Annotated in this window: 28 protein-coding genes; 10 read left to right on the top strand and 18 right to left on the bottom strand. The window is 69.4% G+C overall.

Annotated elements, in window-relative coordinates; genetic code table 11:
• Positions 1 to 13: 13 nt before the first annotated feature.
• Together NKJ07_RS06515 and NKJ07_RS06510 are read right to left on the bottom strand one after the other, a co-directional pair.
• Positions 14 to 1,597, bottom strand: a complete 1,584-nt coding sequence (locus NKJ07_RS06515; RefSeq protein ID WP_318569774.1) for a hypothetical protein — start codon at positions 1,595 to 1,597, stop codon at positions 14 to 16.
• Between the two features lie 90 nt (positions 1,598 to 1,687).
• Positions 1,688 to 2,368 carry a DUF4013 domain-containing protein gene (locus NKJ07_RS06510; RefSeq protein WP_318569773.1) on the bottom strand — a complete coding sequence of 227 codons (681 nt, stop codon included), beginning with the start codon at positions 2,366 to 2,368 and terminating at the stop codon, positions 1,688 to 1,690.
• Positions 2,369 to 2,651: 283 nt separating this feature from the next.
• Between NKJ07_RS06510 and NKJ07_RS06505 the strand changes: the two genes are divergently transcribed.
• A complete protein-coding gene (locus tag NKJ07_RS06505; protein WP_318569772.1) occupies positions 2,652 to 2,876 on the top strand; it encodes a hypothetical protein in 225 nt (74 codons plus the stop codon).
• On the opposite strand, the gene NKJ07_RS06500 is transcribed toward NKJ07_RS06505, so the two are convergent.
• The gene (locus NKJ07_RS06500; protein WP_318569771.1) at positions 2,873 to 4,015 is read right to left on the bottom strand and encodes a mechanosensitive ion channel family protein; all 1,143 of its coding nucleotides are present in this window, start codon (positions 4,013 to 4,015) and stop codon (positions 2,873 to 2,875) included. The genes NKJ07_RS06505 and NKJ07_RS06500 overlap by 4 nt on opposite strands.
• An 87-nt stretch (positions 4,016 to 4,102) precedes the next feature.
• Between NKJ07_RS06500 and NKJ07_RS06495 the strand changes: the two genes are divergently transcribed.
• Positions 4,103 to 4,597 (top strand): metal-dependent hydrolase, encoded by a 495-nt coding sequence (locus NKJ07_RS06495; protein WP_318569770.1) that lies wholly within the window; start codon positions 4,103 to 4,105, stop codon positions 4,595 to 4,597.
• 47 nt (positions 4,598 to 4,644) lie between these two features.
• Complete coding sequence (locus NKJ07_RS06490) at positions 4,645 to 5,253, top strand: peroxidase-related enzyme (RefSeq protein ID WP_318569769.1); 609 nt, start codon at positions 4,645 to 4,647, stop codon at positions 5,251 to 5,253.
• Positions 5,254 to 5,453: 200 nt separating this feature from the next.
• Here the strand turns inward: NKJ07_RS06490 and NKJ07_RS06485 are convergent, their stop codons facing one another.
• Both NKJ07_RS06485 and NKJ07_RS06480 read right to left on the bottom strand, forming a co-directional pair.
• A complete protein-coding gene (locus NKJ07_RS06485; RefSeq protein WP_318569768.1) occupies positions 5,454 to 6,005 on the bottom strand; it encodes a hypothetical protein in 552 nt (183 codons plus the stop codon).
• 165 nt (positions 6,006 to 6,170) lie between these two features.
• A complete protein-coding gene (locus NKJ07_RS06480) occupies positions 6,171 to 7,682 on the bottom strand; it encodes a cryptochrome/photolyase family protein (RefSeq protein WP_318569767.1) in 1,512 nt (503 codons plus the stop codon).
• A 318-nt stretch (positions 7,683 to 8,000) separates the two neighbouring features.
• Between NKJ07_RS06480 and NKJ07_RS06475 the strand changes: the two genes are divergently transcribed.
• Positions 8,001 to 8,594 (top strand): response regulator transcription factor, encoded by a 594-nt coding sequence (locus NKJ07_RS06475; RefSeq protein WP_318569766.1) that lies wholly within the window; start codon positions 8,001 to 8,003, stop codon positions 8,592 to 8,594.
• 60 nt (positions 8,595 to 8,654) lie between these two features.
• Here the strand turns inward: NKJ07_RS06475 and NKJ07_RS06470 are convergent, their stop codons facing one another.
• Positions 8,655 to 10,277 (bottom strand): acetate--CoA ligase, encoded by a 1,623-nt coding sequence (locus NKJ07_RS06470; RefSeq protein WP_318569765.1) that lies wholly within the window; start codon positions 10,275 to 10,277, stop codon positions 8,655 to 8,657.
• A 163-nt stretch (positions 10,278 to 10,440) separates the two neighbouring features.
• Positions 10,441 to 10,647: a hypothetical protein gene (locus NKJ07_RS06465; RefSeq protein WP_318569764.1), complete on the bottom strand. Its 207-nt coding sequence runs from the start codon at positions 10,645 to 10,647 to the stop codon at positions 10,441 to 10,443.
• 189 nt (positions 10,648 to 10,836) lie between these two features.
• On the opposite strand from NKJ07_RS06465, the gene NKJ07_RS06460 reads away from it, so the two are divergent.
• Positions 10,837 to 11,811 (top strand): aldo/keto reductase, encoded by a 975-nt coding sequence (locus NKJ07_RS06460; RefSeq protein ID WP_318569763.1) that lies wholly within the window; start codon positions 10,837 to 10,839, stop codon positions 11,809 to 11,811.
• Positions 11,812 to 11,844: 33 nt separating this feature from the next.
• On the opposite strand, the gene NKJ07_RS06455 is transcribed toward NKJ07_RS06460, so the two are convergent.
• The 4 genes from NKJ07_RS06455 to NKJ07_RS06440 are packed head-to-tail and all read right to left on the bottom strand — an operon-like array spanning position 11,845 to position 15,608.
• Entirely contained in the window at positions 11,845 to 12,558 is a 714-nt protein-coding gene (locus NKJ07_RS06455; RefSeq protein WP_318569762.1) for a class I SAM-dependent methyltransferase, read from the bottom strand.
• 51 nt (positions 12,559 to 12,609) lie between these two features.
• Positions 12,610 to 13,812, bottom strand: a complete 1,203-nt coding sequence (locus NKJ07_RS06450) for an MFS transporter (RefSeq protein WP_318569761.1) — start codon at positions 13,810 to 13,812, stop codon at positions 12,610 to 12,612.
• A gap of 57 nt (positions 13,813 to 13,869) precedes the next feature.
• Positions 13,870 to 14,934: a DUF7350 domain-containing protein gene (locus tag NKJ07_RS06445; RefSeq protein ID WP_318569760.1), complete on the bottom strand. Its 1,065-nt coding sequence runs from the start codon at positions 14,932 to 14,934 to the stop codon at positions 13,870 to 13,872.
• Positions 14,931 to 15,608 (bottom strand): SCO family protein, encoded by a 678-nt coding sequence (locus NKJ07_RS06440; protein ID WP_318569759.1) that lies wholly within the window; start codon positions 15,606 to 15,608, stop codon positions 14,931 to 14,933. The genes NKJ07_RS06445 and NKJ07_RS06440 overlap by 4 nt, the downstream gene beginning before the upstream one ends.
• A gap of 98 nt (positions 15,609 to 15,706) precedes the next feature.
• Here NKJ07_RS06440 and NKJ07_RS06435 point away from each other — a divergent pair, with 98 nt between their 5' ends.
• Positions 15,707 to 16,981, top strand: a complete 1,275-nt coding sequence (locus NKJ07_RS06435; RefSeq protein ID WP_318569758.1) for a DUF7405 family protein — start codon at positions 15,707 to 15,709, stop codon at positions 16,979 to 16,981.
• A gap of 17 nt (positions 16,982 to 16,998) precedes the next feature.
• On the opposite strand, the gene NKJ07_RS06430 is transcribed toward NKJ07_RS06435, so the two are convergent.
• From NKJ07_RS06430 to NKJ07_RS06415, 4 genes are all read right to left on the bottom strand, one after another.
• Positions 16,999 to 18,519: an outer membrane protein assembly factor BamB family protein gene (locus tag NKJ07_RS06430; RefSeq protein ID WP_318569757.1), complete on the bottom strand. Its 1,521-nt coding sequence runs from the start codon at positions 18,517 to 18,519 to the stop codon at positions 16,999 to 17,001.
• Positions 18,520 to 18,564: 45 nt separating this feature from the next.
• The gene (locus NKJ07_RS06425; RefSeq protein WP_318569756.1) at positions 18,565 to 19,233 is read right to left on the bottom strand and encodes a cytochrome c biogenesis CcdA family protein; all 669 of its coding nucleotides are present in this window, start codon (positions 19,231 to 19,233) and stop codon (positions 18,565 to 18,567) included.
• Positions 19,233 to 19,745: a TlpA family protein disulfide reductase gene (locus tag NKJ07_RS06420; RefSeq protein WP_318569755.1), complete on the bottom strand. Its 513-nt coding sequence runs from the start codon at positions 19,743 to 19,745 to the stop codon at positions 19,233 to 19,235. The genes NKJ07_RS06425 and NKJ07_RS06420 overlap by 1 nt, the downstream gene beginning before the upstream one ends.
• 101 nt (positions 19,746 to 19,846) lie before the next feature.
• Positions 19,847 to 20,500 carry a DsbA family protein gene (locus tag NKJ07_RS06415; RefSeq protein WP_318569754.1) on the bottom strand — a complete coding sequence of 218 codons (654 nt, stop codon included), beginning with the start codon at positions 20,498 to 20,500 and terminating at the stop codon, positions 19,847 to 19,849.
• 89 nt (positions 20,501 to 20,589) lie between these two features.
• Here NKJ07_RS06415 and NKJ07_RS06410 point away from each other — a divergent pair, with 89 nt between their 5' ends.
• A complete protein-coding gene (locus NKJ07_RS06410; protein ID WP_318569753.1) occupies positions 20,590 to 20,943 on the top strand; it encodes a 2Fe-2S iron-sulfur cluster-binding protein in 354 nt (117 codons plus the stop codon).
• Here the strand turns inward: NKJ07_RS06410 and NKJ07_RS06405 are convergent.
• Both NKJ07_RS06405 and NKJ07_RS06400 read right to left on the bottom strand, forming a co-directional pair.
• Positions 20,940 to 21,131: a hypothetical protein gene (locus NKJ07_RS06405; protein WP_318569752.1), complete on the bottom strand. Its 192-nt coding sequence runs from the start codon at positions 21,129 to 21,131 to the stop codon at positions 20,940 to 20,942. The two genes, NKJ07_RS06410 and NKJ07_RS06405, sit on opposite strands and share 4 nt — an antisense overlap.
• A gap of 77 nt (positions 21,132 to 21,208) precedes the next feature.
• Complete coding sequence (locus NKJ07_RS06400; protein ID WP_318569751.1) at positions 21,209 to 21,697, bottom strand: dihydrofolate reductase; 489 nt, start codon at positions 21,695 to 21,697, stop codon at positions 21,209 to 21,211.
• Positions 21,698 to 21,796: 99 nt separating this feature from the next.
• On the opposite strand from NKJ07_RS06400, the gene NKJ07_RS06395 reads away from it, so the two are divergent.
• The 3 genes from NKJ07_RS06395 (at position 21,797) to NKJ07_RS06385 (ending at position 23,297) form a co-directional block, all read left to right on the top strand.
• Positions 21,797 to 21,988, top strand: a complete 192-nt coding sequence (locus NKJ07_RS06395) for a DUF1918 domain-containing protein (RefSeq protein WP_318569750.1) — start codon at positions 21,797 to 21,799, stop codon at positions 21,986 to 21,988.
• Between the two features lie 2 nt (positions 21,989 to 21,990).
• Positions 21,991 to 22,440: an RNA-binding protein gene (locus tag NKJ07_RS06390; RefSeq protein WP_318569749.1), complete on the top strand. Its 450-nt coding sequence runs from the start codon at positions 21,991 to 21,993 to the stop codon at positions 22,438 to 22,440.
• Positions 22,441 to 22,697: 257 nt separating this feature from the next.
• Positions 22,698 to 23,297 (top strand): thioredoxin family protein, encoded by a 600-nt coding sequence (locus NKJ07_RS06385; RefSeq protein WP_318569748.1) that lies wholly within the window; start codon positions 22,698 to 22,700, stop codon positions 23,295 to 23,297.
• Between the two features lie 36 nt (positions 23,298 to 23,333).
• Here NKJ07_RS06385 and NKJ07_RS06380 read toward each other — a convergent pair whose 3' ends face one another.
• The gene (locus NKJ07_RS06380; protein ID WP_318569747.1) at positions 23,334 to 24,377 is read right to left on the bottom strand and encodes an NAD(P)-dependent alcohol dehydrogenase; all 1,044 of its coding nucleotides are present in this window, start codon (positions 24,375 to 24,377) and stop codon (positions 23,334 to 23,336) included.
• Between the last annotated feature and the right edge of the window lie 54 nt (positions 24,378 to 24,431).

Here is a 24,431-nt window from a genome sequence, read left to right as displayed (position 1 = left end):
ACGCGTCGGTCGCCTAGCCGACTACGAGCCGCACGAGCGGCCGCGTCACGATCCGACCGAGCCCCACGGCCGCCACCGAGAGCCAGACGAGATACGCGAGACAGATCCCTCGCCGGCCGCGGCGGGCGGCCGCGTCGCGAACGTCGACGTAGACGTAGCCACCGAGCGCGACGACGAGGACGAACGCAGTCGTCGCGGCCACCGACACGGGATCGGTTCCGGGAAGCGTCAGCAGTGCGACCGACGTACCGACCCACTGGACCGCGAACGCGGCCGGTGGCGTGAGCCGATCGGAGACGGTCGGGAGCGTCGCGGCGACCCGCGGGAGACGGTGCAGCCACGGTGTCGCGAACGACGCCGCCAGGAGGAAGGCGGTCGCCGCGAGCGCCGGTCCCGGCCCCAGTCCGAGAGCCACCCCGAACCCGTCTGTCGGCCGCCCTCCCGGAGAGAGCGTCCCGAGCGCGGCGACGAGCAGGAACGCCTGCGGCACGAGGAGTCCGGCCGGACGGTCGTGCGCGGCCGTGTCGTTCGTGCGGAGTCCCCCCGTCCGTCGGTCCCGGTCCGCCGCGACGAACGCCGGGAGCCACCGAGCCGCTCGACACCAGAACTGGGTGACAGAGACGGTGTATCCGAGCAGGGCACCGGCGACGACCCACTCGGTGAGCACGCCGATCGGCGGAACGACGACGCCGTCGAGCGGCGTCCGGTGGGCGGCGGAGACGGCGACGGCGACGGCGAGGCCGCCGGCGCTGGCCCCGAGGAGGACCCCGGCCGTGACGAGGAGTGCCGACGTGGCCCCCCGGAGGTCGGTGAGCAGCCTGCGTGCGGTCCACAGCCGCCGGCGGGTTCGTCGCGTGGCCCGGGCGTACCGCAGCCGCCAGCGCGTCGGGAACGCGGGGAACAGGCGGTGACCGAGGCCGACCGCGAGCCCTCCGAGCGTGAGGAGTTCCAGCGCCGGGAACGCGAGCGTCGGCAGTGCCGACAGCGCACCCGTGACGAGGACGAACCCGACGGTGGCGACACCGAGCAGTGCCTGGCAGGCGACCCGGACTCGCGAATCGACCGTGCCACGCCGGAACAGCGCGGCGAAGCCGGGGACGCGGTCAGTCGGAACGAACGACGCGAGGACGGCGAACGCCGGGCTGACGTACGGCGTCGCGAAGCGCCAGCTGTCCGTCACCGAGGGGACGACGACGGCCACGGTCAGCGTCGCCGCGACCAGCACCAACAGCGCCGCCGGGGAGAACTGGCGCGTTATCGAGAAGAAGACGACGACCGAGGCGGCTGTCGTGAGTCCGGCGACGGCCACCCGGAACGGGAGCGCCGCCGTGAGCCGGCGCGCACGCGAGGGGTACAGCTCGGGGAGAGCGGCGAAGACGAGCGCCCAGACGAGCAGGAACTCCAGGGCCAGTCCGACCTGGGCCGTGGACGGAAGTCGGCCGAGTAACCACCCGACGGGTGCGTCACCCACCGGCACGTCGCCGGGGTCGACGCCGAACCGAACCCACGGGAGCCGTCCGACGAGCGCACCAACGGCGAGTCCGCCGAGGACCCAGGCACGCCTCCCCGTGACGACCCACCCCGGATGTTGCGCCATCGACTAGTCGGATCCGATGGAGTGACATGAAATTTTTTACGAAGTCTCGTGACTGTCAGAAACGCTGATATCGCCCCGCCCGTCGCCGGCTCAGGCGGTGACGCCGGCGCCCGGCGACGTCGAACCGTCGAGTCCGCGGGCCGCTGCGAACCCCTGCCCGACGACCCTCATCGCGACGATCAACGCGTAGAACAGCACGGCCTGCCCGAGGATCGGGATGCTGCCGACGACGCTGGCGACGATGAGCACTAAGACGCCGACCGCCCAGGGGATCGCGTACGCGCCGTCGGTCCCGACGTCGATGATGACGCCGACGTCGAACCCCGCGCCGATCGTTCCCTCCCGGGCGTAGTTGGCGACGCCGACCAGCCCGACGTAGCTGAACACCAGCGCGAGGACGACGCTCAGGGCGAGGCCACCGAAGAGCCCGGCCATCCCGACCCCGGCACCGACCCGACTCCCGGTGGCGATCGCGGCGAGCGATCCGCCGACGGTCACCGCGAACACGACGAGCGGGATCAGCTGGTAGACGAACAGGATCACCGTCGCGACCAGCCCCTCGACGAACAGCGATCCCCAGTCGCCGAACGCCGGCGGTTCGGGCGCGTCGTCCATCCCGGCGCGGAGCACCCGGACGAGATAGCCGTACACCAAGATGCCCGGGATGATAAAGACCGACAGCAGTGTCAACACGGTGCCGATGAGCACCGTCACGAGCCAGTCGTCCGACTCCATCGGATACGTCAGCAGTGCTTCGATGTCGAGCGCCATGACATCCCACAATCACTTGGGCGGTGGATAACTGTTTCTGCACACCCGCTCTCACCGGATCAGCCACGGAGGCGGCTCAGCGCGACGATGAACAGGTAGCCAACGACGCCGAGCCCGAACAGGACGGCAGGAATGAGGAACGGACCGAACGTGGAGACGAGCGCGTCGACGAACATACCGTCACTGTGGGTGGCCGCCTAACAGGCCTTGCGACTCGTTGTCGCGATTCGTTCGACGCTGGTTCCGGGAAAATAACTGTCTCCAGTGTCGATCCGCCGACGCGATGGACGAAGCACTCGAAGCCCTCGAACTCGTCGCGGAATCGGAGCTCGAAGGGGTCGTCACCTGGCTCCTGCGCGTCGTCGGAACCGTGGTCGTCCTCGCGGGCCTGGGGCTCTGGCTGTTCACCGACGCCGGGCTTTTGATGCTCCCGGCGCTTTTGATCGTCGTCGGAGTCGTCCTCGTGGCCGCCCCGAGTGTCCTGCTCGCGCTCGCGGATCTGGCCTAATCGCGGCCGCCGTCGGTCTCGCTCCGGACCGGTTCGGGCTCGCCGTCGAACGGGGGCTGATGCGCGGCCGTCTGATCGACCGCCTCCATCCCGTTCGTGACCGTGAGATCCCGTTTGGGGTACGGGATCTCGATCCCGCGTTCCGCGAGCGCCTTGTAGATCGCCCGGTTGAGCTCGTGGGTCGCGCGGGCGCGACGGGTCGGGCTCGCCACCCAGCAGAGGAGCTCGTACTCCAGGGCGCTGTCGCCGAACCGACGGAGCCGCATGCGTGGCTTCGGCGAGTCGAGCACGAGCGACTCCGCCTCGGCGACCTCGACGACGAGCTCCTCGAAGTCGTCGACGTCGGTGCCGTATGCGACCCCGATGGGGACGCGGATGCGGCGGCGGCGCTGGGGGGCTGACTCGTTGACGATCTTCGCGGCGTTCAGCGCCGAGTTCGGCACCGTCACCAGCACCTCGTCGCGCGTCAGGAGCGTCGTCGACCGGATGCCGACCGCGACGACCGTGCCGGCCTCGCCGGAGTCCAACACGATGTAGTCGCCGAGCTTGTAGGTGTCGTCGAAGTAGAGGGCGATCCCGCCGAAGAAGTTCGCGACCGTGTCCTTCGCGGCGAAGCCGACGGCGATTCCCGCGACCCCCGCCGCGCCCAGGAGTGGGGTGATGTCGATGTCGTACAGGCGGAGGAGCGCGGCGACGGTCCCCACCGCGACCACGAGCGTCCAGACGTTCGAGAAGACGGGGGCGAAGTCGAACCGACTACCCTTCTCTTTGACCACTTCGACGCTCTCGTTGACCAGGTTGTTGAGCGCCCACGCCCAGGCGACGATGATGATGGCCAACGACGGCTTGCCGAAGAACGTGTCCAACTGCGCGGCGGTGACGAGCGTGCTCTCGACGACCGCGGGCGTCCGCGTCAGGACGTAGATCCCCGCGAGCGCGACCGAGACGACGAGCGGCCACCGGACGTTTCGGACGGTGATGTTGTCGAACTCCGTGTCCGTCCGCCGCACCAGCCGGGACGCCCCGCGGATGACGACCATCTCGACGAGGAGGGCCGCACCCAGCGAGAGCACGACGACGACGAGCGTCGCTTGCCAGGCCGAAAGCCCGTCGAGCAATCCAGTCACCGCGTCTATCACGGGACCTATCGTTCGTGCAGAGGCTTAACCGTTTTCGACTGTCACGGAGTCCGTCAGCTACTCGTGGCCCGAGGTCCTCTCGCGACTGTGTACCGAAACGGCCACTACGGCGTCGCACTCCTCGCCTTCGCCCCGGTCGGCGTCGCGCTCGTCTCGGCTGGGGCCGTAGAACTCGCGCTCGTCGTCGGCGCGGGGACGCTCTGGCTGGCGATGCTGCCCGACGTCGACCACCGCGTCCCCGGCGTCACACACCGCGGCCCGACCCACACCGTCGGCTTCGCGCTCCTCGTCGCGGCCGTCCTCGGCGGAGTCGGTCTCCTCGTCGGTCGCGTGGGCGGTGCCGCACTGTCCGCTCCGGCGACGCTCGGCGCGGTCGGTGCCGCGGTCGGTCTCCTCTCGGTCGGCGCACACCTCCTCGCGGACGCGTTGACGCCGATGGGGATCAGGCCGTTTTGGCCGCTCTCGAACCGGAAGTTCACCCTCTCGGTGGTCACCGCCGACAGCACGCTCGGCAACTACGGCCTGCTCTCGCTGGGCGTCTTCGTCACGGTGGCGTGGGTCGCGCTGGTGGTCGGTCCCTGACCGGGGTCGCCGTTGCACCTTTTACCGCCGGCGGCGAACCGGGTGCTATGACAGACTCCCCGGCCGACGGCTCCGACCCCGACATCGAACTCGACGACGACGCCATGCGGCGGTTCCCCGTGCCCGACTACGACGACCTCCCCGCGGACCTCCGCGAGCGCGTCGCCGCCGAAACCGACCGCGCGGGCTTTACCCCCAACGTCTTCTCGGCGTTCGCGTACAAGCCCTCGCACTTCCGCGCCTTCTTCGCGTATCACGACGCGCTCGTCGAGGATACGGCCCTGGACCGGGAGGAAGTCGAGATGATCGTCGTCGCCGTCTCGGGCGTGAACCACTGCTACTACTGCAACGTCGCCCACGGCGCGCTCGCGCGGATCTACGCGAAGGACCCGCGTCTCGCCGATCAGTTGGTGGCCAACTACCGCACAGCCGACGTCTCCGACGAGCGAATGGCGATGCTCGACGTCGCCGTGAAGCTCACCGAACGGCCCGCCGAGGTCGGCGAGGACGACATCGCCCTGCTCGAAGACGCCGGCTACTCCGAGGAGGCCATCTGGGACATCGCCGCCGTGACCGCCTTCTTCAACCTCTCGAACCGGATGGCGATGTTCGCGGACATGCGGCCGAACGACGAGTTCCACGCGATGGGACGGTAACACTCGATCCAACAGACGAGGCCGACAGCCGAACGTGTGTCAGAGGAGTCTCACCGGCCAGTCGGCACTCATACGCCATCTCTCCTCGCTCCTGTGGTGGTTTCCATCGACGGTCGCTCTGTTGGGCCCACGCGCCGAACGTCCGCTCTCCCCTTCCCATCAGCACTCGCTCGTGTGGTCCGTTCGAGCTAAACGACCAGTTACTCGGAGATCTCGATCTCGAACTCGACCCGTGCCAAGTCGTTCGAGAAGTTTGTTGGAGCGTTGGCGTTGTGAAACACGACGTAGTTGCTTCCGGAATGTATCGGTCCGCTGATCGACCCTCCCCCGTCGTCCCACTGAGACAGCGAGTCGTACTGGAGGTAGTTCTCACCGGCCTCGAAATGTTCGAACTCCTGTGAAGAGAGGAAGATCACGTCTATGTCTGGCCCCTCGCGGACGACGTACTCCATCTCGACGTAGCCGTTCTGATCCAGAGAGAACGGATAGTAGTAGTAGTGATCCTCCTCGATGTTACGCGTATCCGAAGCCGACTCGACCAGCCTGGACCTGGCCGGGTCCGTCGGGTAGTCGTCGTACCCGTCGACGACTCCATCGCCGTCCGAGTCCGGGCGAGGCGTTCGTGTCGGCGTCGCGCGTCTCTCGGTCTCACCGCTCCCATCGGTGGTGTCAGTCGTCGCGCTTCCAAGGCAACCCGAAGACAGCAGAACTCCCACGGTGGCGATGCACCCCCGACGGGTAGTATTACTCATAGGCAGAATGTCAGCTCTAGGTGAATATATGTGTGGGACTCGTTATCAAATTCGGTATTTGAATCGCAACACTCGCCTGACAAGTGGGGCCGTCGCACGCTAACACGCGAGGCGCGCAGGTGGGGGAGCGTCGAACCGACCGATCGGCGTCCCAGAACGCTCTGCTCACAGCTCTCCCTCGCGCGCCTGCTCCCGGACCTCGCTCGCCCGCTCGCGGATCTCCCGCCACTCCTCGTCGTCTTTGTTGTCGACGTGCGAGTACATCAGCCCCATCCGGCCCGTTCCCCGGAGGGTCTCCTCTTTTTCCTTCAGGAAGTCCCAGTACAGCGCGTTGAACGGACAGGCACCCTCGCCGGTCGTCCGCGACACGGCGTACGGACAGTTGGAACAGAAGTCACTCATCTTGTTGATGTAGTTGCCCGACGAGGCGTACGGCTTCGACGAGAGCACGTCGGTCGCAAAGGAGCCCATCCCGACGACGTTCGGGGTCGTCACCCAGTGGTAGGCGTCGACGAAGCCGAGGTGGAACCAGCGGTTGAGTTCGTGCGGGTCGGCACCGTAGACGAGCGCGAAGTTCGACAGCACCATCAGCCGCTCGATGTGGTGGGCGTAGCCCCGCTCGTGGACGTGCGAGACCGCCTCCGAGAGGCAGTTCATGTCGGTGCCGCCGTCCCAGTACAGCGGCGGCAACTCCCGGGTCTGGTCCAACTGGTTCGCCTCGTTTAGCTCCGGCATCGCCCGCCGATAGACGTGGCGCATGAACTCCCGCCACCCGATGAGCTGACGAACGAACCCCTCTACGGAGTTCAGCGGGGCGTCGCCCGTCTCGTACGCCTCGACCGCGGCGTCGACGGCCTCCCGCGGGTGGAGGAGCCCGAGGTTGAGCGACGACGAGAGCAGCGAGTGCGAGAGCGCCCACTCTCCGTCGACCAGCGCGTCCTGGTAGTCGCCGAACTCGGGGAGCCGCGTCGCGACGAAGTGGTCGAGCGCCGACCGCGCCTCCTCGGCGGTGGTGGGCCAGACCATCGCCGCCAGCGAGTCGTCCCCCCAGTGGTCGTCGTACCGCTCGGTCACCCAGTCGTGGGCCTCCTTGGTGATCGCGTCGGGCTCGAACGTGGGTACGGGCGGCGGCGACCACTCCTCGTCGGGCGTCTCGCGGTTCTGGTCGTCGTAGTTCCACTCGCCGCCCGCGGGCTCGTCGCCGTCCATCAGGACGTCGAGCTCGCGGCGGACGAAGCGGTACCACCGCTCCTGCCGGAAGCCGTCGTCGACGGTCCGGTCCCCGGCCCACTCGTCGAACGTCTCGGGGCTGGTCAGGAATCGGTCGTTCTCGACGCGTGTCAGGCTCCCGCCGCGGGCGGCGACCAGTTCCTCGAAGCGGGCCCCCGCGCCGTGGCTCGCCGGCTCCATCATGAGGAGCGAATCGCCGGGAGCGGCCGCGAAGTACTCGTCGAGCCCGTCGCCGAACGTCTCGGCCTCGATGTACGTCACCTCGTACCCCCGGTCGCGGAGGGCGTCGCGGCAGTGACGCATCGCCGAGAAGACGAGCGTGAGCTTCGCCGGGTGGTACGGCAGCCGCTCGGCGAAGCCGTGGGCCTCGATCATGAGGACGTGATCGGTGCGCTCCAGCGGCCGGGCCGCGGGCGAGAGCTGGTCGCCGAGGAGCCAGACGGTCATGCGGCCCCCGCTCGATGGGGTGGTTCGGGCGGTAACACACCGATCGTTAGTAGCCGGTCGGGTAATCCGTTATGGCCACGGCCGCTCGCCCGGCCACTCCCGGCGGGACGCGTCGACGGACGCACGGCGAGGTGTGCGGCGCGCGGGCATCCGAGTCGTCGTACCGCACGCCGTCCAGCCGGGTCGCTCCAGCCGGGACACATCGATCCCGGGTGTGAACCCCGCGCGAGGGGACGGCCGCCCTCGATCGGACACCGCCGCCGGCGCAAACGCCGTCACCATGATATATGAGGAGCGAGAGAGTGTCACCGAAGACAGATGGTAGGCGAAGACAGCGACGGCCTGCCGGTCGTCCTGGTCGCAGACGACGAGGCCGAACTCGCGGAGCTGTACGCCCACTGGCTCGGCGAGTCGTACGAGGTGATCGTCGCGACGGGCGGCGAGGCGGCGCTCGATCTGGCGACCGAGGACATCGACGTGGCCCTCCTCGACCGCCGGATGCCCTCGATGACCGGGGACGAGGTCCTCTCGGCCCTCCGCGAACGCGACATCGACTGCCGAGTCGCGATGATCACCGCGGTCGAACCCGACGTCGACATCGTCGACATGCCGTTCGACGACTACCTGGTCAAGCCCGTCTCCCGCGAGGAACTCCACTCGGTCGTCGAGGTGCTCTTGTCGCGGGCGCAGTTCGACGACCGTACCCAGGAGTTCTTCGCGCTCGCCTCCAAGAAAGCGACCCTGGAGAGCACCGCCAAGGACGATCCCAGCGAGGAGTACGACCGACTCACGAGGCGGATGGGCGAGATCAGAGAGGAGCTCGACGAGACGCTCTCGCAGTACTCCAGCGAGGACTTCGAGGCCGCCTTCCGGGAACTGCCCGGCGAGGAGAGCTTCGACACGCTGGAGTGAGCCTTTTCGCGCCGTCGCCCGGTCGAGCCTTTCCTCGTCGACATCGGGACCGCCGGCGGCCTAGTCGCCGAACGTCGCCTGCTCCTGCTCGCGGAGTTCGATGCGTCGAATCTTGCCCGAGGAGGTCTTCGGGAGGTCGTCGACGAACTCGATTCGGCGGGGATACTTGTACGGGGCCGTCTCCTCTTTCATGAACGCCGTGATCTCGTCGGCGAGGTCGTCGGAGCCTTCGTACCCCGCCGCGAGCACGACGTACGCCTTGACGACGTTGCCGCGCTCGTCGTGGGGTGACGCCACCGCCGCGGCTTCGGTGACGGTGGGGTGAGAGACGAGCGCGTCCTCGACCTCGAACGGGCCGATGCGGTAGCCCGCCGAGATGATGATGTCGTCGGCCCGCCCCTCGAAGAAGAAGTAGCCGTCGTCGTCCCGGGAGGCGAGGTCGCCGGTCCGGTAGTACTCCCCGGAGAACGTCTTCTCGTCGAGGTTCGGTTTCTGGTAGTAGCCGTCGAAGATTCCGGGACAGTCCACGGGAACGGCGATCTCGCCGATCTCGCCGTCGTCGACCGCCGCTTCGTCCATCGTGTCGATGATCGTCGTTCCCATCCCCGGCGTCGGCTTGCCCATCGAGCCCTCTTTGACCTCGATACCGGGGTAGTTGGTCACGAGCGCGACCGTCTCGGTCTGCCCGTAGCCGTCGCGCGGTGTCACTCCCACCGCCTCCTCGAACGCCTCGATCGGTTCGCGGTTGAGCGGTTCCCCGGCCGAGAGCGCGTCGGTGAGCGCGAGATCCCACGTCGAGAGGTCCCGCTGTGCGAACAGGCGGTACTGGGTCGGGACGGCACACAGCCGGGTGACGCCCTCGTCGGCCATGACGTCGAGGAACGTCTCGGGGTCGAAGTCGCCGTCGTACAGCAACTGCGTCGCGCCCGTCGTGAGCCCTACGCCGACGGGGCTCCAGAACCACTTCGCCCACCCGGTCCCCGTCGTGGCCCACATCAGCTCGTCGGAGAGGTCCTCGTCGCCCGACAGGCCCCACCAGTACGGCCCGTTGACGAGCTCGAAACAGCGCATCCAGCGGTGCCTGTGGAGGACGGGCTTCGGCTGGCCCGTGGTGCCGGAGGTGTAGTTGATCGACATCGGGTCATCGGCACCGACCATGGGCCCGTCGTGGTCGGCGGCCCGGTCCGCGAGGAGTTCCGCGAAGGAGTGCCAGCCGTCGGGGTCGCCGTCGAGACAGATCGTGGTCGACAGCGGCGTCTCGTCGAGCACCGGCTCGACCATGTCGGTGAGCGACGCGTGGGCGACGACCGTCGACGCCTCGCAATCCGACGCGCGGAACGCGATGTCCTTCGGCTTCAGCATCGACGAACACGGGACCAAGAGCGCGCCGCGTTTCAGCGCGCCGAGTTGGATCGCGAACGCGTCGGGATGCCGCGGGAACAGATGCATCACCCGGTCGCCCGACCCGACCCCGAGATCGGCGAGCGCGTTCGCGAAGCGGTTCATGTCCCGCCGGAGGTCGTCGTACGTCCGCTCCGTGCGGTCGCCCGCCTGCGAGAGGAAGCGGACGGCGACCCGGTCACCGAAGGCGTCTGCGTGCGACTCGATCACGCTCGGGAGGTTGTACGCCTCGGGGATGTCCCACTCGAACGACTCACATGCCGTGTCGTACTCCAGTACCATACCCAACATATCGAAAACACGTCGAATAATAATTTGGGTCGACTGTCGGTCGATTCGGACCCGCGAGAGGCGGATCGAGTCGACCGAAGCAGCGTCCGGTGACGGGCGCTGACCGTCGACGATCAGGGCCGCTGCTCCAGACGAAGACCGTGGGGGTTCCGTCTCACGTCGCCGCGGACTCGTCCTCGCCGGTGCCGAAGACGAGGCCGCCCTCCTCGTCGCCGCGCGCGCCGCGCGCCGCGAGGACGAACGCCCCGAGCCCCATCAAGAGCACGAGGAAGCGGACGACGCCGCCGACGAACGAGACGGCCCCGACGAGCGAGACCGCGACGACGCCGACGAGGAGGACTGTGAGTAGCTTCGTGGACATCTGAATCACTGACGGAGACACCGCTCGCGTCGGATAGTCGTTGAACGGCTGACAGGGTAAACGTCGTCCGTGCTTCTCTCGGGGTGAGAACGTGCGGCTGTGATCGACGGCCTCTGTACGGCTGCCCGCTTCGAATCGGGCGCTTCCGCAGCCACCTCACTTTTGAGCCCTCGCCGAGAGCGGGTGAGCATGGAGTACACCACCCTCGGTGACACCGGCATGGAGGTCTCCCGCATCTGCCTCGGCTGTATGAGCTTCGGCACCTCGTCGTGGCGCGAGTGGGTGCTCGACGAGGAGGAGGGGATCGAACTCGTCGACCGCGCCATCGAGCTGGGGATCAACTTCTTCGACACCGCCAACATGTACTCGATGGGCGAGTCCGAGCGCGTCCTGGGGAAGGCGCTGGAGGGCCGCCGCGACCAGAACGTCGTCGCCACCAAGGTCTACTTCCAGATGGACGAGGACGATCCGAACTCGGGCGGACTCTCCCGCAAGGCGATCGAACAGGAGGTCGAAAACTCCCTCGACCGGCTGGGGATGGACACTGTCGATCTCCTGCAGACCCACCGCTGGGACGACGACACGCCCATCGAGACGACGATGCGAGCGCTCGACGACGTCGTCAGGCGGGGGCAGACGCGCTATCTCGGCGCGTCGTCGATGTGGGCCCACCAGTTCGCCGAGGCGCTGTCTACCTCGGCTGCGCTCGGTCTCGATCGCTTTCTCACGATGCAGAACCACTACAACCTCCTCTACCGCGAGGAGGAACGCGAGATGCTCCCGCTGTGTGCGAAGGAGAACGTCGCCGTCATGCCGTGGTCGCCGCTGGCGCGGGGCTATCTCGCCCGCCCCCACGAGGATTTCGAGGCGACGACCCGCGGGGCGACCGACGACTACGCCCGCCAGCACCCCTACTTCGAGAGCGGGGGCCGGGAGATCAACGAGCGGGTGGGAGAACTGGCGGCCGAGAAGGACGTGAAGATGGCGCAGATCGCCCTCTCGTGGCTGCTGCACAAGGAGTGGGTCGACGCGCCCATCGTCGGGACGACGAGCATCGAACACCTCGAAGACGCGGTCGAGGCGCTCGACATCTCGCTGTCGGAGTCGGACATCGAGTGGCTGGAGGAACCGTACCAGCCGGTGCGCGTGTCGGGCCACGAGTGAGGCGACCGACGCGGCGGGCGCGAGAGAGCGGGGCTACGGCTTCGTGAGTGCCGCGCGGTAGTACGACCCCTCGTCGGCTCGCCGGACGTCCGCGACCCGCCACCCGGTGCCGACGGTCGCCTCGCGCAGGCGGTCGGGGCTGAACAGCCGGAACTGAAGCGTCTCGCTCACCGCGCCCTCGTACGCGAAGTGGAAGGTGCGGTGGGCGAGCCCCGGCGTCGGGTCGGGTCGGTACCCGAGCAGTTCCGCCGCCGCCTCGTGGCCCGGATCGTAGCCGTCCACGACGGCTGTCGCGTCGGCGTCGGTCACGAACGCGAGGTCGCCGAGCAGCCCACGGAGGCCCTGCATCGATCCCGCGAGGCTCAGTTGGGTGCCGACGACCAGCGCCGACCCGAACCGGTCGCGGTCGAACCGCGACGGGAGCGAGAACATGTCGGCGACGCGGGCGTCCGCGACCCCGCGGTCGGTCATCACCGCCACCAGTGACTCGCTCACGTCGACCGCGACGGTCTCGACGCGGGCACCGAAGACGAGCGCGTGCCGGCCGGCCCCCGCCCCGACGTCGAGGAGTGGGGCGCGAACCCACGACGAGAGCCACCGACCCGCCTCGCTCTCGGGGTCGAACGGCTCGAAGTAGAACGCCTCGATCGGATGCTCCTGTGTCTCCGCGCCGTCTCGGACGAGGAGCGGCTCGTCCATGCGGTCGTGGTAGTGGTCGGCGACTGCGCGGCCGAACAGCTCGGTCATCGCTTGGGGGGAGCCGCTCGCGGGGCAAAAACCCTCGACCGACGGCCGCGCTCAGCCGTCGGCGGCGTGGACGCCCTGCTCGGGATCCGCGAACGGTTCGAGGCGACGGACCGCCCGGAGCGCGACGACCGCGATGGCGACCTCCAGCCCGCCGACGACGAGGAAGGACGGGAGATACCCCAGCGTGTCGGCGGCGAGGCCACCGACCAGAAAGCCCGCCAGGAAGCCGAGCGAGCCGGCGACGTTGAAGCCGCCGAGCGCGACGCCGCGTTCGTCGTCGGGGACGAGGTCCGTCGCGAGCGCCATCGTCGCGGGGGCGACGAGCGCGCCGAAGACCCCGACGACGGCCATCAGCCCCGCCGCGAGCCCGAGCGACGGCGCGAGACCGACCCCGACGATGGCGACGCCGTAACAGACCGACCCGACGACGACGGGGTAAAAACGGCCGACGCGGTCGGAGACGACACCGAGGGGGTACTGCAGCAGCGCGAACGGGAGGAAGAAGAGAGCGAGAACCACCCCGGCACCGGCGGCGTCGAGGCCGAACTGCGTGCGGAAGTAGAAGACGCCGACGAGCGCGAAGAAGCCGGCGGTGAGGCGGTCGACGAAGCCGAACGCGTACGGGACTGCGAGCGCCGGTCGCGTCTTCAGGCCCGTGACGACGGCCCGGAGCCCCATCTCCCGACACGTGGGGGCGCGCTCTGTGACCGTCGCGGCGAGGCCGGCGACGAGGAGGAGCAACCCCGCCGCGGCGACGACCGGCGCGAGCGGGTCGACCGTCGAGAGCCGTCCGCCGACGACCGCCCCGAGCGCCGCCCCGAGCCCGATCGCGAGCCCGGCGGCACCCATGTTCCGGCCGTTGCCCCCGCTCAGGTCGGCGAGCGTCGTCACCGCGAGCGAGAACGCGCCGATGGTAAAGGCCCCGCCCACGACGCGGACGGCGAGCGCGACGCCGAAGCCGACGCCGAGGGCGGGCAGTGCGGCGAGGAGGAGGTACGACGCGGCACCCCCGACCGCGCCGGCGACGATCCAGCGGAGCCGCCGACCGGTGGTGTCCGACAGCGCCCCCCAGACGGAGGCGAAGGCGACGAACGCGGCGACCTCCGCGACGAGGAATGCCGTGGCGGCGTCGATTCCCGACGCGCCGAGGGCGACGACGAGGTCGGCGAGGCCGGGGTACAGAAGCACCTGCGAGACGAGGACGCACCAGACGACGACCGCGAGCACGACCCGATCGCGGCGCTCCGAGCCCATGACTGGTGTAAAGACCCACTCGAACAAAGGGTTGCCGCGCCCGTCGGGGACGGGGGGTCAGCCCGTGAGGACGACCGTCCCGGTCTCGAGGAACGCCGTCTCGTACCCCTCGTGCCGGGCGACCTGCGGCGGGATCTCGACGGTGAGTTCCACCTCGTCGTCGCCGGCGAGTCGGGGGGCGGTCGCGCCGTAGTGAAAGCCGAGTTCGGGGTCGAGCGCGGGATCGAGCCGGCCTGCGAAGGCGGCCCGTCCGTCCCCCGGGACGCGAGCGGACAGCGCCATGCCGGGCACGACGAGGTCGTTGTACGGGGTGCCCGCGGTTACCACGAGGTAGGGGTCGTCGCCGAAGCGGTCGGCCTCGGCGGCGTACCCCCGGAGCACGAGGTCGCCGATGGTCGCTTGGCCGAGCGGCTCCCCGGCGACCGAGTCGGGGTTGGGGACGCGGCCGACCGGGGTCATCTCCATCGACATGGGCGGGATGGCGTCGCGCTGGCCCCGCCGTGACTCCTCGAACACCGTGTAGTCGATCTCGTTGCGCGCGGCCTCGCGGTAGTCGAAGGAGACGGTCGCCGCCGCGGGCTCCTCGAGCCGGTCCGACAGCGAGCCGAGTCGTTCGACCGAGGTCGCGCCGACGCTGACCCGGACGTCGTACACGTCGTTGCCGTCGAGCGGGAAGTTCGCGCCGTAGTGAAAGCCCATCTGCTGGGAGAGCATCGGGTAGACGACCTCCTCGCTGACGAGGCCCTCGTCGGTCGAGATCTCGATCGACAGCCCCGTGTTCGGGACGACGACGCCCGTCTCGGGCTCCCAGACGGTCGCCATCAGGTGCACTGTGTCGTCGCTACCGATGTCGACCTGCTGGGTCTCGAACGCCGTGCCGTCCTGCTCGACGGTCCAAAAGCGGTGGGGGTAGCTGTAGGAGACGGCCACCTTCGCGTCGCCCGCGTCGGCCATGCCGACCATCTCCATCCCCTCGACGTGCGAGGGAACGTACACCGCCGCCGGCGGGTCCTCGACCAGCGGTGGATCGGCGCTGTACGCCGTGGTCGAAAAGCCCGCACACCCGGCTACGAGCGTCGACGACGCACCGGCGGCGGCCGCCAGGAACGTGCGTCGGTTCATGTCTCTCTCACCCGCTGGAGGTCCGCGATCAGCTGTCCCTCGTCGGGCTGTTGGCCCCGGTAGGCGCGCTCGACGTAGCCGTCGGCGTTCACCAGCAGGATCAACCCGAGGTGGACGAACATGTCGGGACCGTCGTCCATCTCCTGTCGCTGGAAGACGATACCGAACTCGTCGGTGACCGTCGCCTTCGCGCGCGCTTCGTCCTCGGGCCGGAGGAACTGCCAGTTGCCCACCCCCGCGTCGACGTTGAACTGCTCCAGTTCAGCACGGAGGGCCGCCTCGTCGTCCCGTGCCGGGTCGAACGTGATCGGGTAGAAGTCGACGGCGTCGGCGTACCCCTCCTCGACCGAGTGGATCTGTACCTCCCGGAGCGCCGAGAGCAACACCGGACAGGTCGTCATGCAGTTCGTGAAGAAGAACGTGGTCAGGAAGGGTCGACCGACGTCGCGGAGGGAGACGGCTCGGTCAGCGAGCGGGGCGGGGAGGGTGACGTCGGGGACCCGCTGGCCCCACGCGGGGTACGGGAGGTCCTCGCTCGACACGTCGGCGGTCCGGTCGGGTTCGCCGAGGACGACGTTCGGGTTCTCGTCTCCGAGGCCGAGCGTCCCCAGACAGCCGGCGGCCGCCGTCGTCCCGAGCGCCGCGCCGCCGGCGAGGAACGTGCGTCTGTTCATCGGTTTCAGGTAGGGGTGCCAGATTAAATAGGCCTGTCCCGTTCTCACCGCGTCGAAAGCGGCGACAACTGTTTGTCGCTCCGTTTCGTAACCTCCGCGTGTTCGACCGCGACCTCTCCCGACGGGAGGCCATGAAGCTCGCGGTGGCGACGGGCGGTGCGACGGCGCTGTCGGCCTGTCTGAGCGAGGCCGACGAACCCGTCCCCCGTGGCACCGCCCCCGACGAACTCCCCGTCGGACAGCACCGCTGGAACGACTTCCTGGCGCGCGACGACGCCGGGAACCACGAACTCCCGCGGCACCACGTTTTCCTCTCGCTCGAACTCGACGACGGTGTCCCGACCGACGACGACCGCGCCGCGGTCGCGTCGGCGATGGCGACGCTCGACCGCGCCTACGAGTGGAGTCACCAGGGGCTGCTCTCGTCGCTCGCGTACACGCCGGCGTACTTCGCGCGGTTCGACGCCGACCTCAAGTATCCACTCCCCGAGCCGCGCCGGCTGTCGGCGTTCGAGACCCCCGAATTCGACCACCAGGACGCCCTCCTCCATCTGGCCTCGGACCGTCCTGACGCGCTGCTGGAAGCCGAGGAGGCGCTGTTCGGCGACCGCGAGACGATGAACGGCCGCGCGGTCGACGATCCCCTCGCGGGCGTGTTCTCGGTCGTGAACCGGCGGACCGGCTTCATCGGCGCGGGGATGCCCGCCGAACGCCAGGGCGAGGTGAAAGGGATCCCGTCCGGCGGCCCGGTCCCCGAGGATTCGCCGCTGTTCATGGGGTTCATGGCCGGCTTCCGGCGAAACCAGGCGACAGAGTCGGCGGTCACCATCGACGAGGGGTCCTTTGCGGGCGGGACGACCAAACACCTCGCGACGATCCGCCAGCGACTCGACGACTGGTACGGCGAACAGGGGTTCGACGAGCGTGTGATGGAGATGTTCTCCCCGCGGCACGCCGAGCGCGGCCTCGTCGAGGGCGCGGGCGCGAACCTGGGCGACTTCAGCGGCGTCGACGACGAGATCGTCGACACGATCCGCGAGCAGGCGCGCGACTACGGCCGCGTGGGCCACGCGCAGAAGGCCGCGCGAGCCAACCGCGATTCCGAGGGAGCGCCGCTGTTGCTCCGGCGACACGTCGAGTCGACTGACGACGGCGAGGCGAGCCTCCACTTCCCCACCCTCCAGACCAGGATCGAGTCGTTCGAGGCGGTCCGCGAGGCGATGAACGGCGCGGACCTGACTGACATCCCGACGATCCGCCAGCGGGTCAACAACGGCATCCTGGAGTACATCTTCGTCAAGCGCCGGGGGAACTACCTCGTCCCGCCACGGCCGCTGCGGGCGTTGCCGACGCCGACCGGGGACGCCGACTGAGACGGTCCGGTCGACGCTCAGAAGTCCAGCGCCACGACCGTCCCGTCGGCGTAGACCACGACCGCGTCGTCGTCGCCGTCGCCGTCGAGGTCACTGAGCGTCGCCCGCGCGAAGATCCGGTCGCCGCCACGGTCGTTCGCCGCCCCCATTGGCGCGTAGCGCGCGACGACGTGGCCGTCGGCGGGGTCGAGTTTCGAGACGCGTCCGTCGTGGGCGGGGACGACCAGGTCGGCCGCGCCGTCGCCGTCGGTGTCGCCGAGCGACGGTGGGGGCATCATCTGGACCGGACCGTCCGTGACGCGCGTCACCCACTCGTCGTCGCCCGTGGCGGCGTCGAGCGCACGGACCTGGCCGGTGTGGTCGGCGACGTACACCTCGCTGTCGCCGTCGGCGTCGCCGTCACCGAAGCCGCCGACGGCGGCGAGCGACCCGACCTGCCGGCTCCACTCCACCTCGCCCGTGGCCCCGTCGACGGCGTAGACGCCGCCGTCGACCGTGGCGACCACGAGTTCGCGCGCGGGGTCGCCGTCGGCCTCGCCGGCGGCGAGCCACGAGATATCGGGGCTGTCCCCGACGGCCGTCGACCACTCGACGGCCGGGCCGGCCGTGCCCGCGTCGTCGGCCGCGTCGTTCCCGCTCGTAGCCGCTCCTGACAGGAGCGTGAGCGTGCCGTCGCGCGGGGCGACGAACACCTCGCCGGAGCCGTCACCGTCGACGTCGCCGACGACCGGCCGCGCCCAGACGTAGTCGTCGAGCGCGTACTGCCACACCTGCTCCCCCGCGGCGTCGAACACGACGACGCTCCCCCGGACGTCGACGACGACCGTCTCCGGCCCGTCGCTGCCACCGAGATCGGCGACCGCCGGGCGGGTGTAGCCGTAGTCCGAGAGGGTGCTCCGCCGGAGGAGGTCGCCGTCGCGGCTGTACGTCCGGAGGTCGTCTTCGGTGGTGGCGACGAGCACTTCCGCGACGCCGTCGCCGTCGCTGTCGGCGACCGCGGGATCAGCCACCGCGTGGATCGTACAGTTGGTCTCGACGGGGGCTCGCCACACCACGCCGCCGTCCGTTCCGTGGAGGGAGACGAGCTCACAGCCCGCGGAGGTACCCGGACCGCTCAGCGGGGCGTACACCCGGCCGTCGGCGACCGCCGCCGCGTGGTGGTTCCCGCCGATGTCGCGACCGGTTTCGCTCACCCAGAGGGGCGTCTCGGTCGAGGGGCCACCGGGGAGGCCGACGCCGGTCGCGCCCACGACGGCGACGAGCAGGCTCCCGGCGAGGAGGACGACCGCGACACCGCCGACGGCCCGGGTCGCCCGTCCGAGGCCGCGCCCGACGGCCGCGACGCCGAGCGCCACGAGGGCGAGCCCCAGAGCGACTCCGGCCCACGTCGGCACCTGATCGACCGGTGAGGACGGAGCCGCGGCCGCCCCGCCGTGTGCTGCCGCGGGTCCGACGGCACCCGCGAGCACGCCAGAGAGCACCACGCCGAGGCCGACGAGGCGTCGACGAGCACGCGGGGACGGTCGACCGCAGTTCATACGCTCGGTGCGGGAGTCCGCGGTAAAACGAGGTCGGTTCACGGCTCAGACCACGCCGAGATACGACAGCGAGACGCCGACCTGTGCGACGCCAGCGACGATCATCACGAGGGCAGCGAGGCGCTGAACGGAGCCGACGTGACGGGAGAGCCCCCGGAGCGCGTCGCTCCCGACCGCCGAGAGGAGCGTCACGCCCAACAGCGGCAGTGAGACGGCCGCGGCGTAGACGCCGACGACCGCGGCCGCCTGCTCCGTCGGCAGGGTGAGTGCCTGCGTCACGACGCCGAGGACGATCGGAACGACGCAGCCGGCGGCCGCGACGGCGTAGACGCCGCCGAAGAGCGCGAAGCCGCCGACAGACGAGCGGTACTGAGGGAGGAGCAGGTGGACACTCGGCGTCCGCCCCGAGAGGACGACGAGGCCGAGCGCGACGAGGCCGACGCCGACGACCGGTTCGAGGACGGTGAGCGTCGAGACGACCCGGGTGCCGACCGAGACGAGCACCCAGCCGACGAGCGTGAGCACGGCGAGGGCACCGGCGGTCGCGGCCCCACCGCGGACGACCGCACCACCGAGGTCGGCCTCGTCCCGGCTGAGGTAGTAGCCGACGTATCCCGGCAGGAGTGGGTACGCACAGGGGGCGAAGAACGTGGCGACGCCGGCACTGAGCGCGAAGGCGAGGGTGCCCGTGAACGCCGCGTCCACCGACACCATCAGACGACGGCTCCGAGTTCCGCGCGGAGCGTCGAGGCGTCCGCTACCCCGCGGTGCGTCCAGACGATCTCGCCCGAGGCGTCAGCCAGCGCGAGGAACGGCAGACCGCCCGCACCGAGTTCGCTCATCAGCCGGCTCTCGGGGTCGTGCCCGACGGTCCAGCGGCCGTCGTGATCGGCCCACCACTGCCGGACGTCGTCGAGCGTGAGGCCGCCGCCGACCCGTTCGTTCGTCACGGAAGCGAACGCGACGCGCTCCCCGAACTCGCCGTGGGCCTCGCGGAGGCTCCGCATCTGTGCCTCGCAGGGGACGCACCAGGTCGCGAAGAGGTCGATGAGCGTCGGTCGGTCCGGTACCGGGAGGCGTCGGCGACCCGCCGTCGACCCCGGAGCGTCGATGGTGTCGACCGTGACGGCGGTGCTGTTGCCGCCCAGTCCGTTGAACGCGACGTATCCCCCGCCGGCGGTCATCGCGAACCCGCCGAGCGCGGCGAGCGCCCGTCTGCGGTTCACGCGCGCGACCCTCCCGTGACGGCGTCGTTCATCGCCGTGTGTGTTCCCGTGCGGGCGATAAAACCAACGTGGTGTTGTGCGCCGCGGATGCGCATGACCGGCTACCGTTCGCTCTCGACGGCCGCGCTGATCTCGTCGAGCGTCGCGCCGACTTCGCGACCGTTCACGAACACGGTCGGCGTCCCCTGGACGCCCATGTCGATCCCGCGCTGTCGGTCGGCCTCCAGGACGGGCCGGTAGCGGTCGTTCGTCGCGGCGGCGCGGACCTCGCAGCCGTCCGCACCCACCTCGTTCGCCTGGGACTCCACGAGCGACATCGAGTAGGAGTTCTGGTTCTCGAAGAGCGCCTTCGCGTAGTCGAAGAAGGTCGCGTCGTCGGTGGCGTCCTGCACCGCGCGTGCGGCTCCCGCGGCGGCCCACGACCACTGCTCGCTCACCGGGATGGGCAGATCGTGGTGCTCGTACCGGACGTCGTCGCCGACGAGTTCCGACTCGATCGACGGGAACGCTTCGAGGTGGTACGTCCGGCAGTGCGGACAGGCGAAGTCCTCGAACGCCATCACGGTCACCGCGGCGTCGTCGGGGCCCAGCGACGGCGCGGGGAGCGACTGGATCGGCTCCCGCGCCGAGAGGTCGCAGTCGGTGTCACCGCCGCCGGCGCCGCTGCTCCCGCCGGTGAGCGAACCGAGACAGCCGGCCGTGCCGGCAACGGCGACGCCGGCACCCGCGAGGAGGGCACGTCGGGTCGTCTGCATGGTCGACTTGTAGGGACTCGACTACTTAGGGGCCGTGGTCGTGATCGGGGGCCAGCACCGATTTACTGCGCCCGTTCCTTCGATCAGATATGCCGACAGTTCGCTTCCGTGACCGAGAGATCGACTGTGACGCCGGTGCGGTGCTGCGGGACGTCCTCCTCGCCGCCGACGAGACGCCACACAACGGTCGGGCCCGACTGGCGAACTGCCGGGGGCTCGGCTCCTGTGGAACCTGTGCGGTCGCCGTTTCGGGTGATGTGTCGGGGCGGACGCGACGCGAGCGGCTCAGGCTAGCCGTCCCCCCGCACGACCCCGACGGGGGGCTCAGACTAGCCTGTCAGGTCCGCGTCAACGGCGACGTCACGGTCGAGAAGTTCGACGGGTTCTGGGGACAGCACGTTCCCGAGGGCGGGGTCGACGATGCGACCGGCGACGAAGGCTAGCGCCGTGGCGCGTGAACCACCGGGAACCCCGTCTCGCAGGCGTCGCAGGTCGCGTCCATCGTCTCTCGGACTCCTCGCTCGGGGTCGTCTCCGTCGCCGGGTTCGGCGGTGACGAACCGGTGTCCGGTCGGGAGCGAGACGTACGTCGCGGCACCGCAGGCGGGACAGGTGATGGAGATCAGCGGCACGGTTGCGGGAGGGACGCGGGGCGGTTATACGCGTCGGTCAGACTGGGGTCTGGATCCGGCCCTGTCGTCCGCCGGAGTCAGGGTCGGCGCTCGGAACGGACCCACTCTTCCAGCGTGAATCCCTCGTACTCGGTCTCCGAGGCGAGCGTCCACGCCGACTCGTCGAACGCCGGGTAGTAGGAGTCGCCCTCGTACTCGCCCGGGACGCGGCTCAGGAGCATCCGGTCGAGGTGCGGCTGGAACAGCTCGTAGATCCCGGCCCCGCCGATGACGTACGCCGTGTCGGCACCGCGGTCGGCCGCGATCTCGACCGACTCGTCGACGCCCGCGGCGTGGACCGCGGTGTCAACCTCGAACGTCCTGTCGGAGCGACTGAGGACGATCTGAGCCGCTCCGGGGAGGTCGTCGAGCATCGATTCGAACGTCCGCCGACCGAGGATCACCGGGGCGTCGGCGATTCGGGCGCGATACTGTTCCTTGTCTGCCGGGATCGACGGCCACGGCAACTCGCCGTCGTCGCCGATGACGTGGTCGGCGGTGAGCGCGGCGACTGAAACCAGTTCCATACACGGCGTTCGACCGCCGTGTGAAAAGCCGTTCGCTCGCCCGTGACCGGGCGTGAGCGTATCACGGAGTTTTTATTCGGCCCCCGCCGATGACCCGACATGAGCTTCGAGAAAGACGACGCCGTCGTCCTGCACGACAAACACAGCGAGTTCGACGGCGAGGTCGGCACCGTGACGCAGGTGATGGAGACGATGTTCGGCGATGCGACCTACACCGTGAGCTTCGAGGAGGGCCAGGAGACGGGCGTCCCCGAGGACCAGCTCGAAGCGAGCGACGAAGCGGACGAGTAAGCGTGGCTCGCGTCCCGTTCCACTACGTCGACCTGCGGGCATTCTCCTACGAGACGGAGGACGAAAAGCGGGTCGAGGCGGCGCTCCGGACGTTCCTCCCGGAGGAGTTCGAGGTGGAGCGGAGCGAGAGCCGCGGGCACCACGGCGACCGGATCGTCGTCCGCTCGGCGCGGGTCGAGCGGGCGGATGATCTCCGGCACGTGCTCGCACGGATCGGGGCGGCTCCCGACTACGACCGCGTCTTCGACGAACTCGACGATCGCATCACCGACAACTGCGAACTGTTCTTGCGGTTCGACAAACAGGTCGCCTTCAGGGGGGAGGTTCGACTCGGCGACGGGATCACGTTCCGCGCGAAGGTCGAGGCTTACCCGGCGAAACGCGAGGCGGCCGTCGAGAACGCTCGCGAGGCGCTCGACGCCGCCCACGAGGAGACGGAGCGCCCGGACTGACGCGCCGTTTCTCCTGTCGAGGCTGGCAGGTGGCTCTCACACTGCGGCGAGACGACGAGCCACGCGACCACGACACGTCCCGCCGTATCGGTCACCGCACGCGTCTCGCAGGCCGCGCTTTCGTATTTCAACGTTCGTGTGGCGTGGCCGAACTCCGCGGAGAGCCCGGACGTCTCGGTCCGCTCGCCTGCCGTGGCTCGACCACACGCGTCGCCGGGAGGGACAGATGATTACGTGGGCACGCCGTACAAGGCGGCATGGTTGCGATGGAAAGCGGACACGTTCTGGACGAGGGCGACGAGGCACCGGACTTCGAACTCACCGGGACCGACGGGGAGACGTACTCGCTCGCGGCGTTCGACGGGTACGACGCGCTGTTGCTCGTCTTTACCTGTAACCACTGCCCGTACGCGAAGGCCAAAGAGGCGACGTTGAACGACATCGCCGCCGCGTACGACGACGTGGCCGTGGTCGGGATCAACCCGAACGACGAGGAGCAGTACCCCGACGACTCCTTCGACAAGATGGTCGAGTACGTCGAGTCGGGCCGGATCGGCTACGACGCGTACCTCCACGACGAATCGCAGGCGGTGGCGGCGGCGTACGGCGCGGTCTGCACGCCCGACCCGTTCCTCTTCGAGAACGACGACGGGGCGTTCCGACTGGCGTACCACGGCCGCCTCGACGACGCACTGAACCCCGACGACGACCCGTCCGGCGAGCCGGGGTTCGAGGTCCGACAGGCGATCGACGAGGTGCTCGCGGGCGAGGCCGTGACGGTCGAGGAGAACCCCTCGCGCGGCTGTTCGATCAAGTGGGCGGCCGGAAACGAACCCGACTACTGGGACGAGGTGTGAGGGGCGGCTCCGGCCGGCGGGTTCGGACCGCCGACCTCAGGGCGGGGTAATGACCGCGCGACCGTCGATCTCGCCGTGTTCGAGCCGCTCGGCGACGGTGTTGATGTCGCCGAGGTCGTACCGTTCGGTGTGGAGGTGGACGTCGCCGCGGTCGACCAGCGCGACGAGTTCCTGGAGTTCGGTGTAGCGGCCGACGAGCGTCCCCCGGAAGGCGAACTCACCGTTGACGAGCGCCTGGGCCGGCTCGTGGATGTGTCCGCCGTAGCCGATGATGTGGTGGTCGCCGCCGGCGGCCGTGATGTCGGGGGCGAGCGCCGTCGTCTCGTCCCGGCCGACGAAGTCGAGCACCTGCTGTGCGCCGACGCCGCCCGAGAACCCCTCGATCGCGGCGGCGACGTCCTCGGCCCCGGGGTCGATGGTGTCGTCGGCTCCCAACTCCGACGCGAGGTCGCGCGCCGACTCTTTGAGGTCGATCGCGACGATGTCGGCGGCGGACATCGCCCGGAGACACTGCAGGCCGATGTGGCCGAGACCGCCGACGCCGATGACGACCGCCGTGTCGCCCGGGTTGAGTTCGTGTACGGCCTTCTTCGCTGCGTGGTAAGCCGTGATGCCGGCGTCGGCGTGCGGCGCGATGTCGGTCGGGTCCACGCCGTCGGGGAGCGGGATGACCGCCCGGTCGGAGGTCTGGAGATACTCGGCGAAGCCGCCGTCGTGTGTGAGTCCCCTGAACTTCGAGTCCTCGCAGTACATGTCCTCGCCGAGCCGGCACGGCCGGCAGGTGCCGCAGGTCTGGACCGGATGGCAGATGACGGGGTCGCCGACCTCAACGGTCGTGACCTCGTCGCCCACCTCGGCGACGATGCCCGCGTTCTCGTGGCCGAGCGTCAGGGGAAGCTCCTGTGGGACGTACTCGGTCCACATCCCTTCGATGATGTGATTGTCCGTTTGACACCATCCCGCCCCCTTGACCTCGACGATGACGTCGCTCGGTCCCTCGACGGTCGGGCGGTCGATCTCGTCGATCGACAGCGCCTCCGTCATGTCGTCGGTGTACTCGTGCAGACGCGCTGCTTGCATAGTGATTAATAGTGATGGTCCCCGGACAAAAGTCCTCGCATCGAGGAGAACTGC

The organism is Salinigranum marinum (genome assembly GCF_024228675.1).
GTDB classification, from domain to species: Archaea; Halobacteriota; Halobacteria; order Halobacteriales; family Haloferacaceae; genus Salinigranum; species Salinigranum marinum.
This window is presented reverse-complemented; position numbering and strand designations above follow the sequence as displayed.

What these genes read in the sequence shown, in the direction of transcription:
- NKJ07_RS06455 (WP_318569762.1), bottom strand. Translation starts at nt 12,558, where the DNA reads ATGACCGAGCTGTTCGGCCGCGCAGTCGCCGACCACTACCACGACCGC.
- NKJ07_RS06470 (WP_318569765.1), bottom strand. Translation starts at nt 10,277, where the DNA reads ATGGTACTGGAGTACGACACGGCATGTGAGTCGTTCGAGTGGGACATC.
- NKJ07_RS06490 (WP_318569769.1), top strand. Translation starts at nt 4,645, where the DNA reads ATGACAGACTCCCCGGCCGACGGCTCCGACCCCGACATCGAACTCGAC.
- NKJ07_RS06480 (WP_318569767.1), bottom strand. Translation starts at nt 7,682, where the DNA reads ATGACCGTCTGGCTCCTCGGCGACCAGCTCTCGCCCGCGGCCCGGCCG.
- NKJ07_RS06400 (WP_318569751.1), bottom strand. Translation starts at nt 21,697, where the DNA reads ATGGAACTGGTTTCAGTCGCCGCGCTCACCGCCGACCACGTCATCGGC.
- NKJ07_RS06485 (WP_318569768.1), bottom strand. Translation starts at nt 6,005, where the DNA reads ATGAGTAATACTACCCGTCGGGGGTGCATCGCCACCGTGGGAGTTCTG.
- NKJ07_RS06465 (WP_318569764.1), bottom strand. Translation starts at nt 10,647, where the DNA reads ATGTCCACGAAGCTACTCACAGTCCTCCTCGTCGGCGTCGTCGCGGTC.
- NKJ07_RS06380 (WP_318569747.1), bottom strand. Translation starts at nt 24,377, where the DNA reads ATGCAAGCAGCGCGTCTGCACGAGTACACCGACGACATGACGGAGGCG.
- NKJ07_RS06475 (WP_318569766.1), top strand. Translation starts at nt 8,001, where the DNA reads ATGGTAGGCGAAGACAGCGACGGCCTGCCGGTCGTCCTGGTCGCAGAC.
- NKJ07_RS06415 (WP_318569754.1), bottom strand. Translation starts at nt 20,500, where the DNA reads ATGCAGACGACCCGACGTGCCCTCCTCGCGGGTGCCGGCGTCGCCGTT.
- NKJ07_RS06440 (WP_318569759.1), bottom strand. Translation starts at nt 15,608, where the DNA reads ATGAACAGACGCACGTTCCTCGCCGGCGGCGCGGCGCTCGGGACGACG.
- NKJ07_RS06385 (WP_318569748.1), top strand. Translation starts at nt 22,698, where the DNA reads ATGGTTGCGATGGAAAGCGGACACGTTCTGGACGAGGGCGACGAGGCA.
- NKJ07_RS06510 (WP_318569773.1), bottom strand. Translation starts at nt 2,368, where the DNA reads ATGGCGCTCGACATCGAAGCACTGCTGACGTATCCGATGGAGTCGGAC.
- NKJ07_RS06425 (WP_318569756.1), bottom strand. Translation starts at nt 19,233, where the DNA reads ATGGTGTCGGTGGACGCGGCGTTCACGGGCACCCTCGCCTTCGCGCTC.
- NKJ07_RS06430 (WP_318569757.1), bottom strand. Translation starts at nt 18,519, where the DNA reads ATGAACTGCGGTCGACCGTCCCCGCGTGCTCGTCGACGCCTCGTCGGC.
- NKJ07_RS06450 (WP_318569761.1), bottom strand. Translation starts at nt 13,812, where the DNA reads ATGGGCTCGGAGCGCCGCGATCGGGTCGTGCTCGCGGTCGTCGTCTGG.
- NKJ07_RS06505 (WP_318569772.1), top strand. Translation starts at nt 2,652, where the DNA reads ATGGACGAAGCACTCGAAGCCCTCGAACTCGTCGCGGAATCGGAGCTC.
- NKJ07_RS06410 (WP_318569753.1), top strand. Translation starts at nt 20,590, where the DNA reads ATGCCGACAGTTCGCTTCCGTGACCGAGAGATCGACTGTGACGCCGGT.
- NKJ07_RS06460 (WP_318569763.1), top strand. Translation starts at nt 10,837, where the DNA reads ATGGAGTACACCACCCTCGGTGACACCGGCATGGAGGTCTCCCGCATC.
- NKJ07_RS06445 (WP_318569760.1), bottom strand. Translation starts at nt 14,934, where the DNA reads ATGAACCGACGCACGTTCCTGGCGGCCGCCGCCGGTGCGTCGTCGACG.
- NKJ07_RS06395 (WP_318569750.1), top strand. Translation starts at nt 21,797, where the DNA reads ATGAGCTTCGAGAAAGACGACGCCGTCGTCCTGCACGACAAACACAGC.
- NKJ07_RS06515 (WP_318569774.1), bottom strand. Translation starts at nt 1,597, where the DNA reads ATGGCGCAACATCCGGGGTGGGTCGTCACGGGGAGGCGTGCCTGGGTC.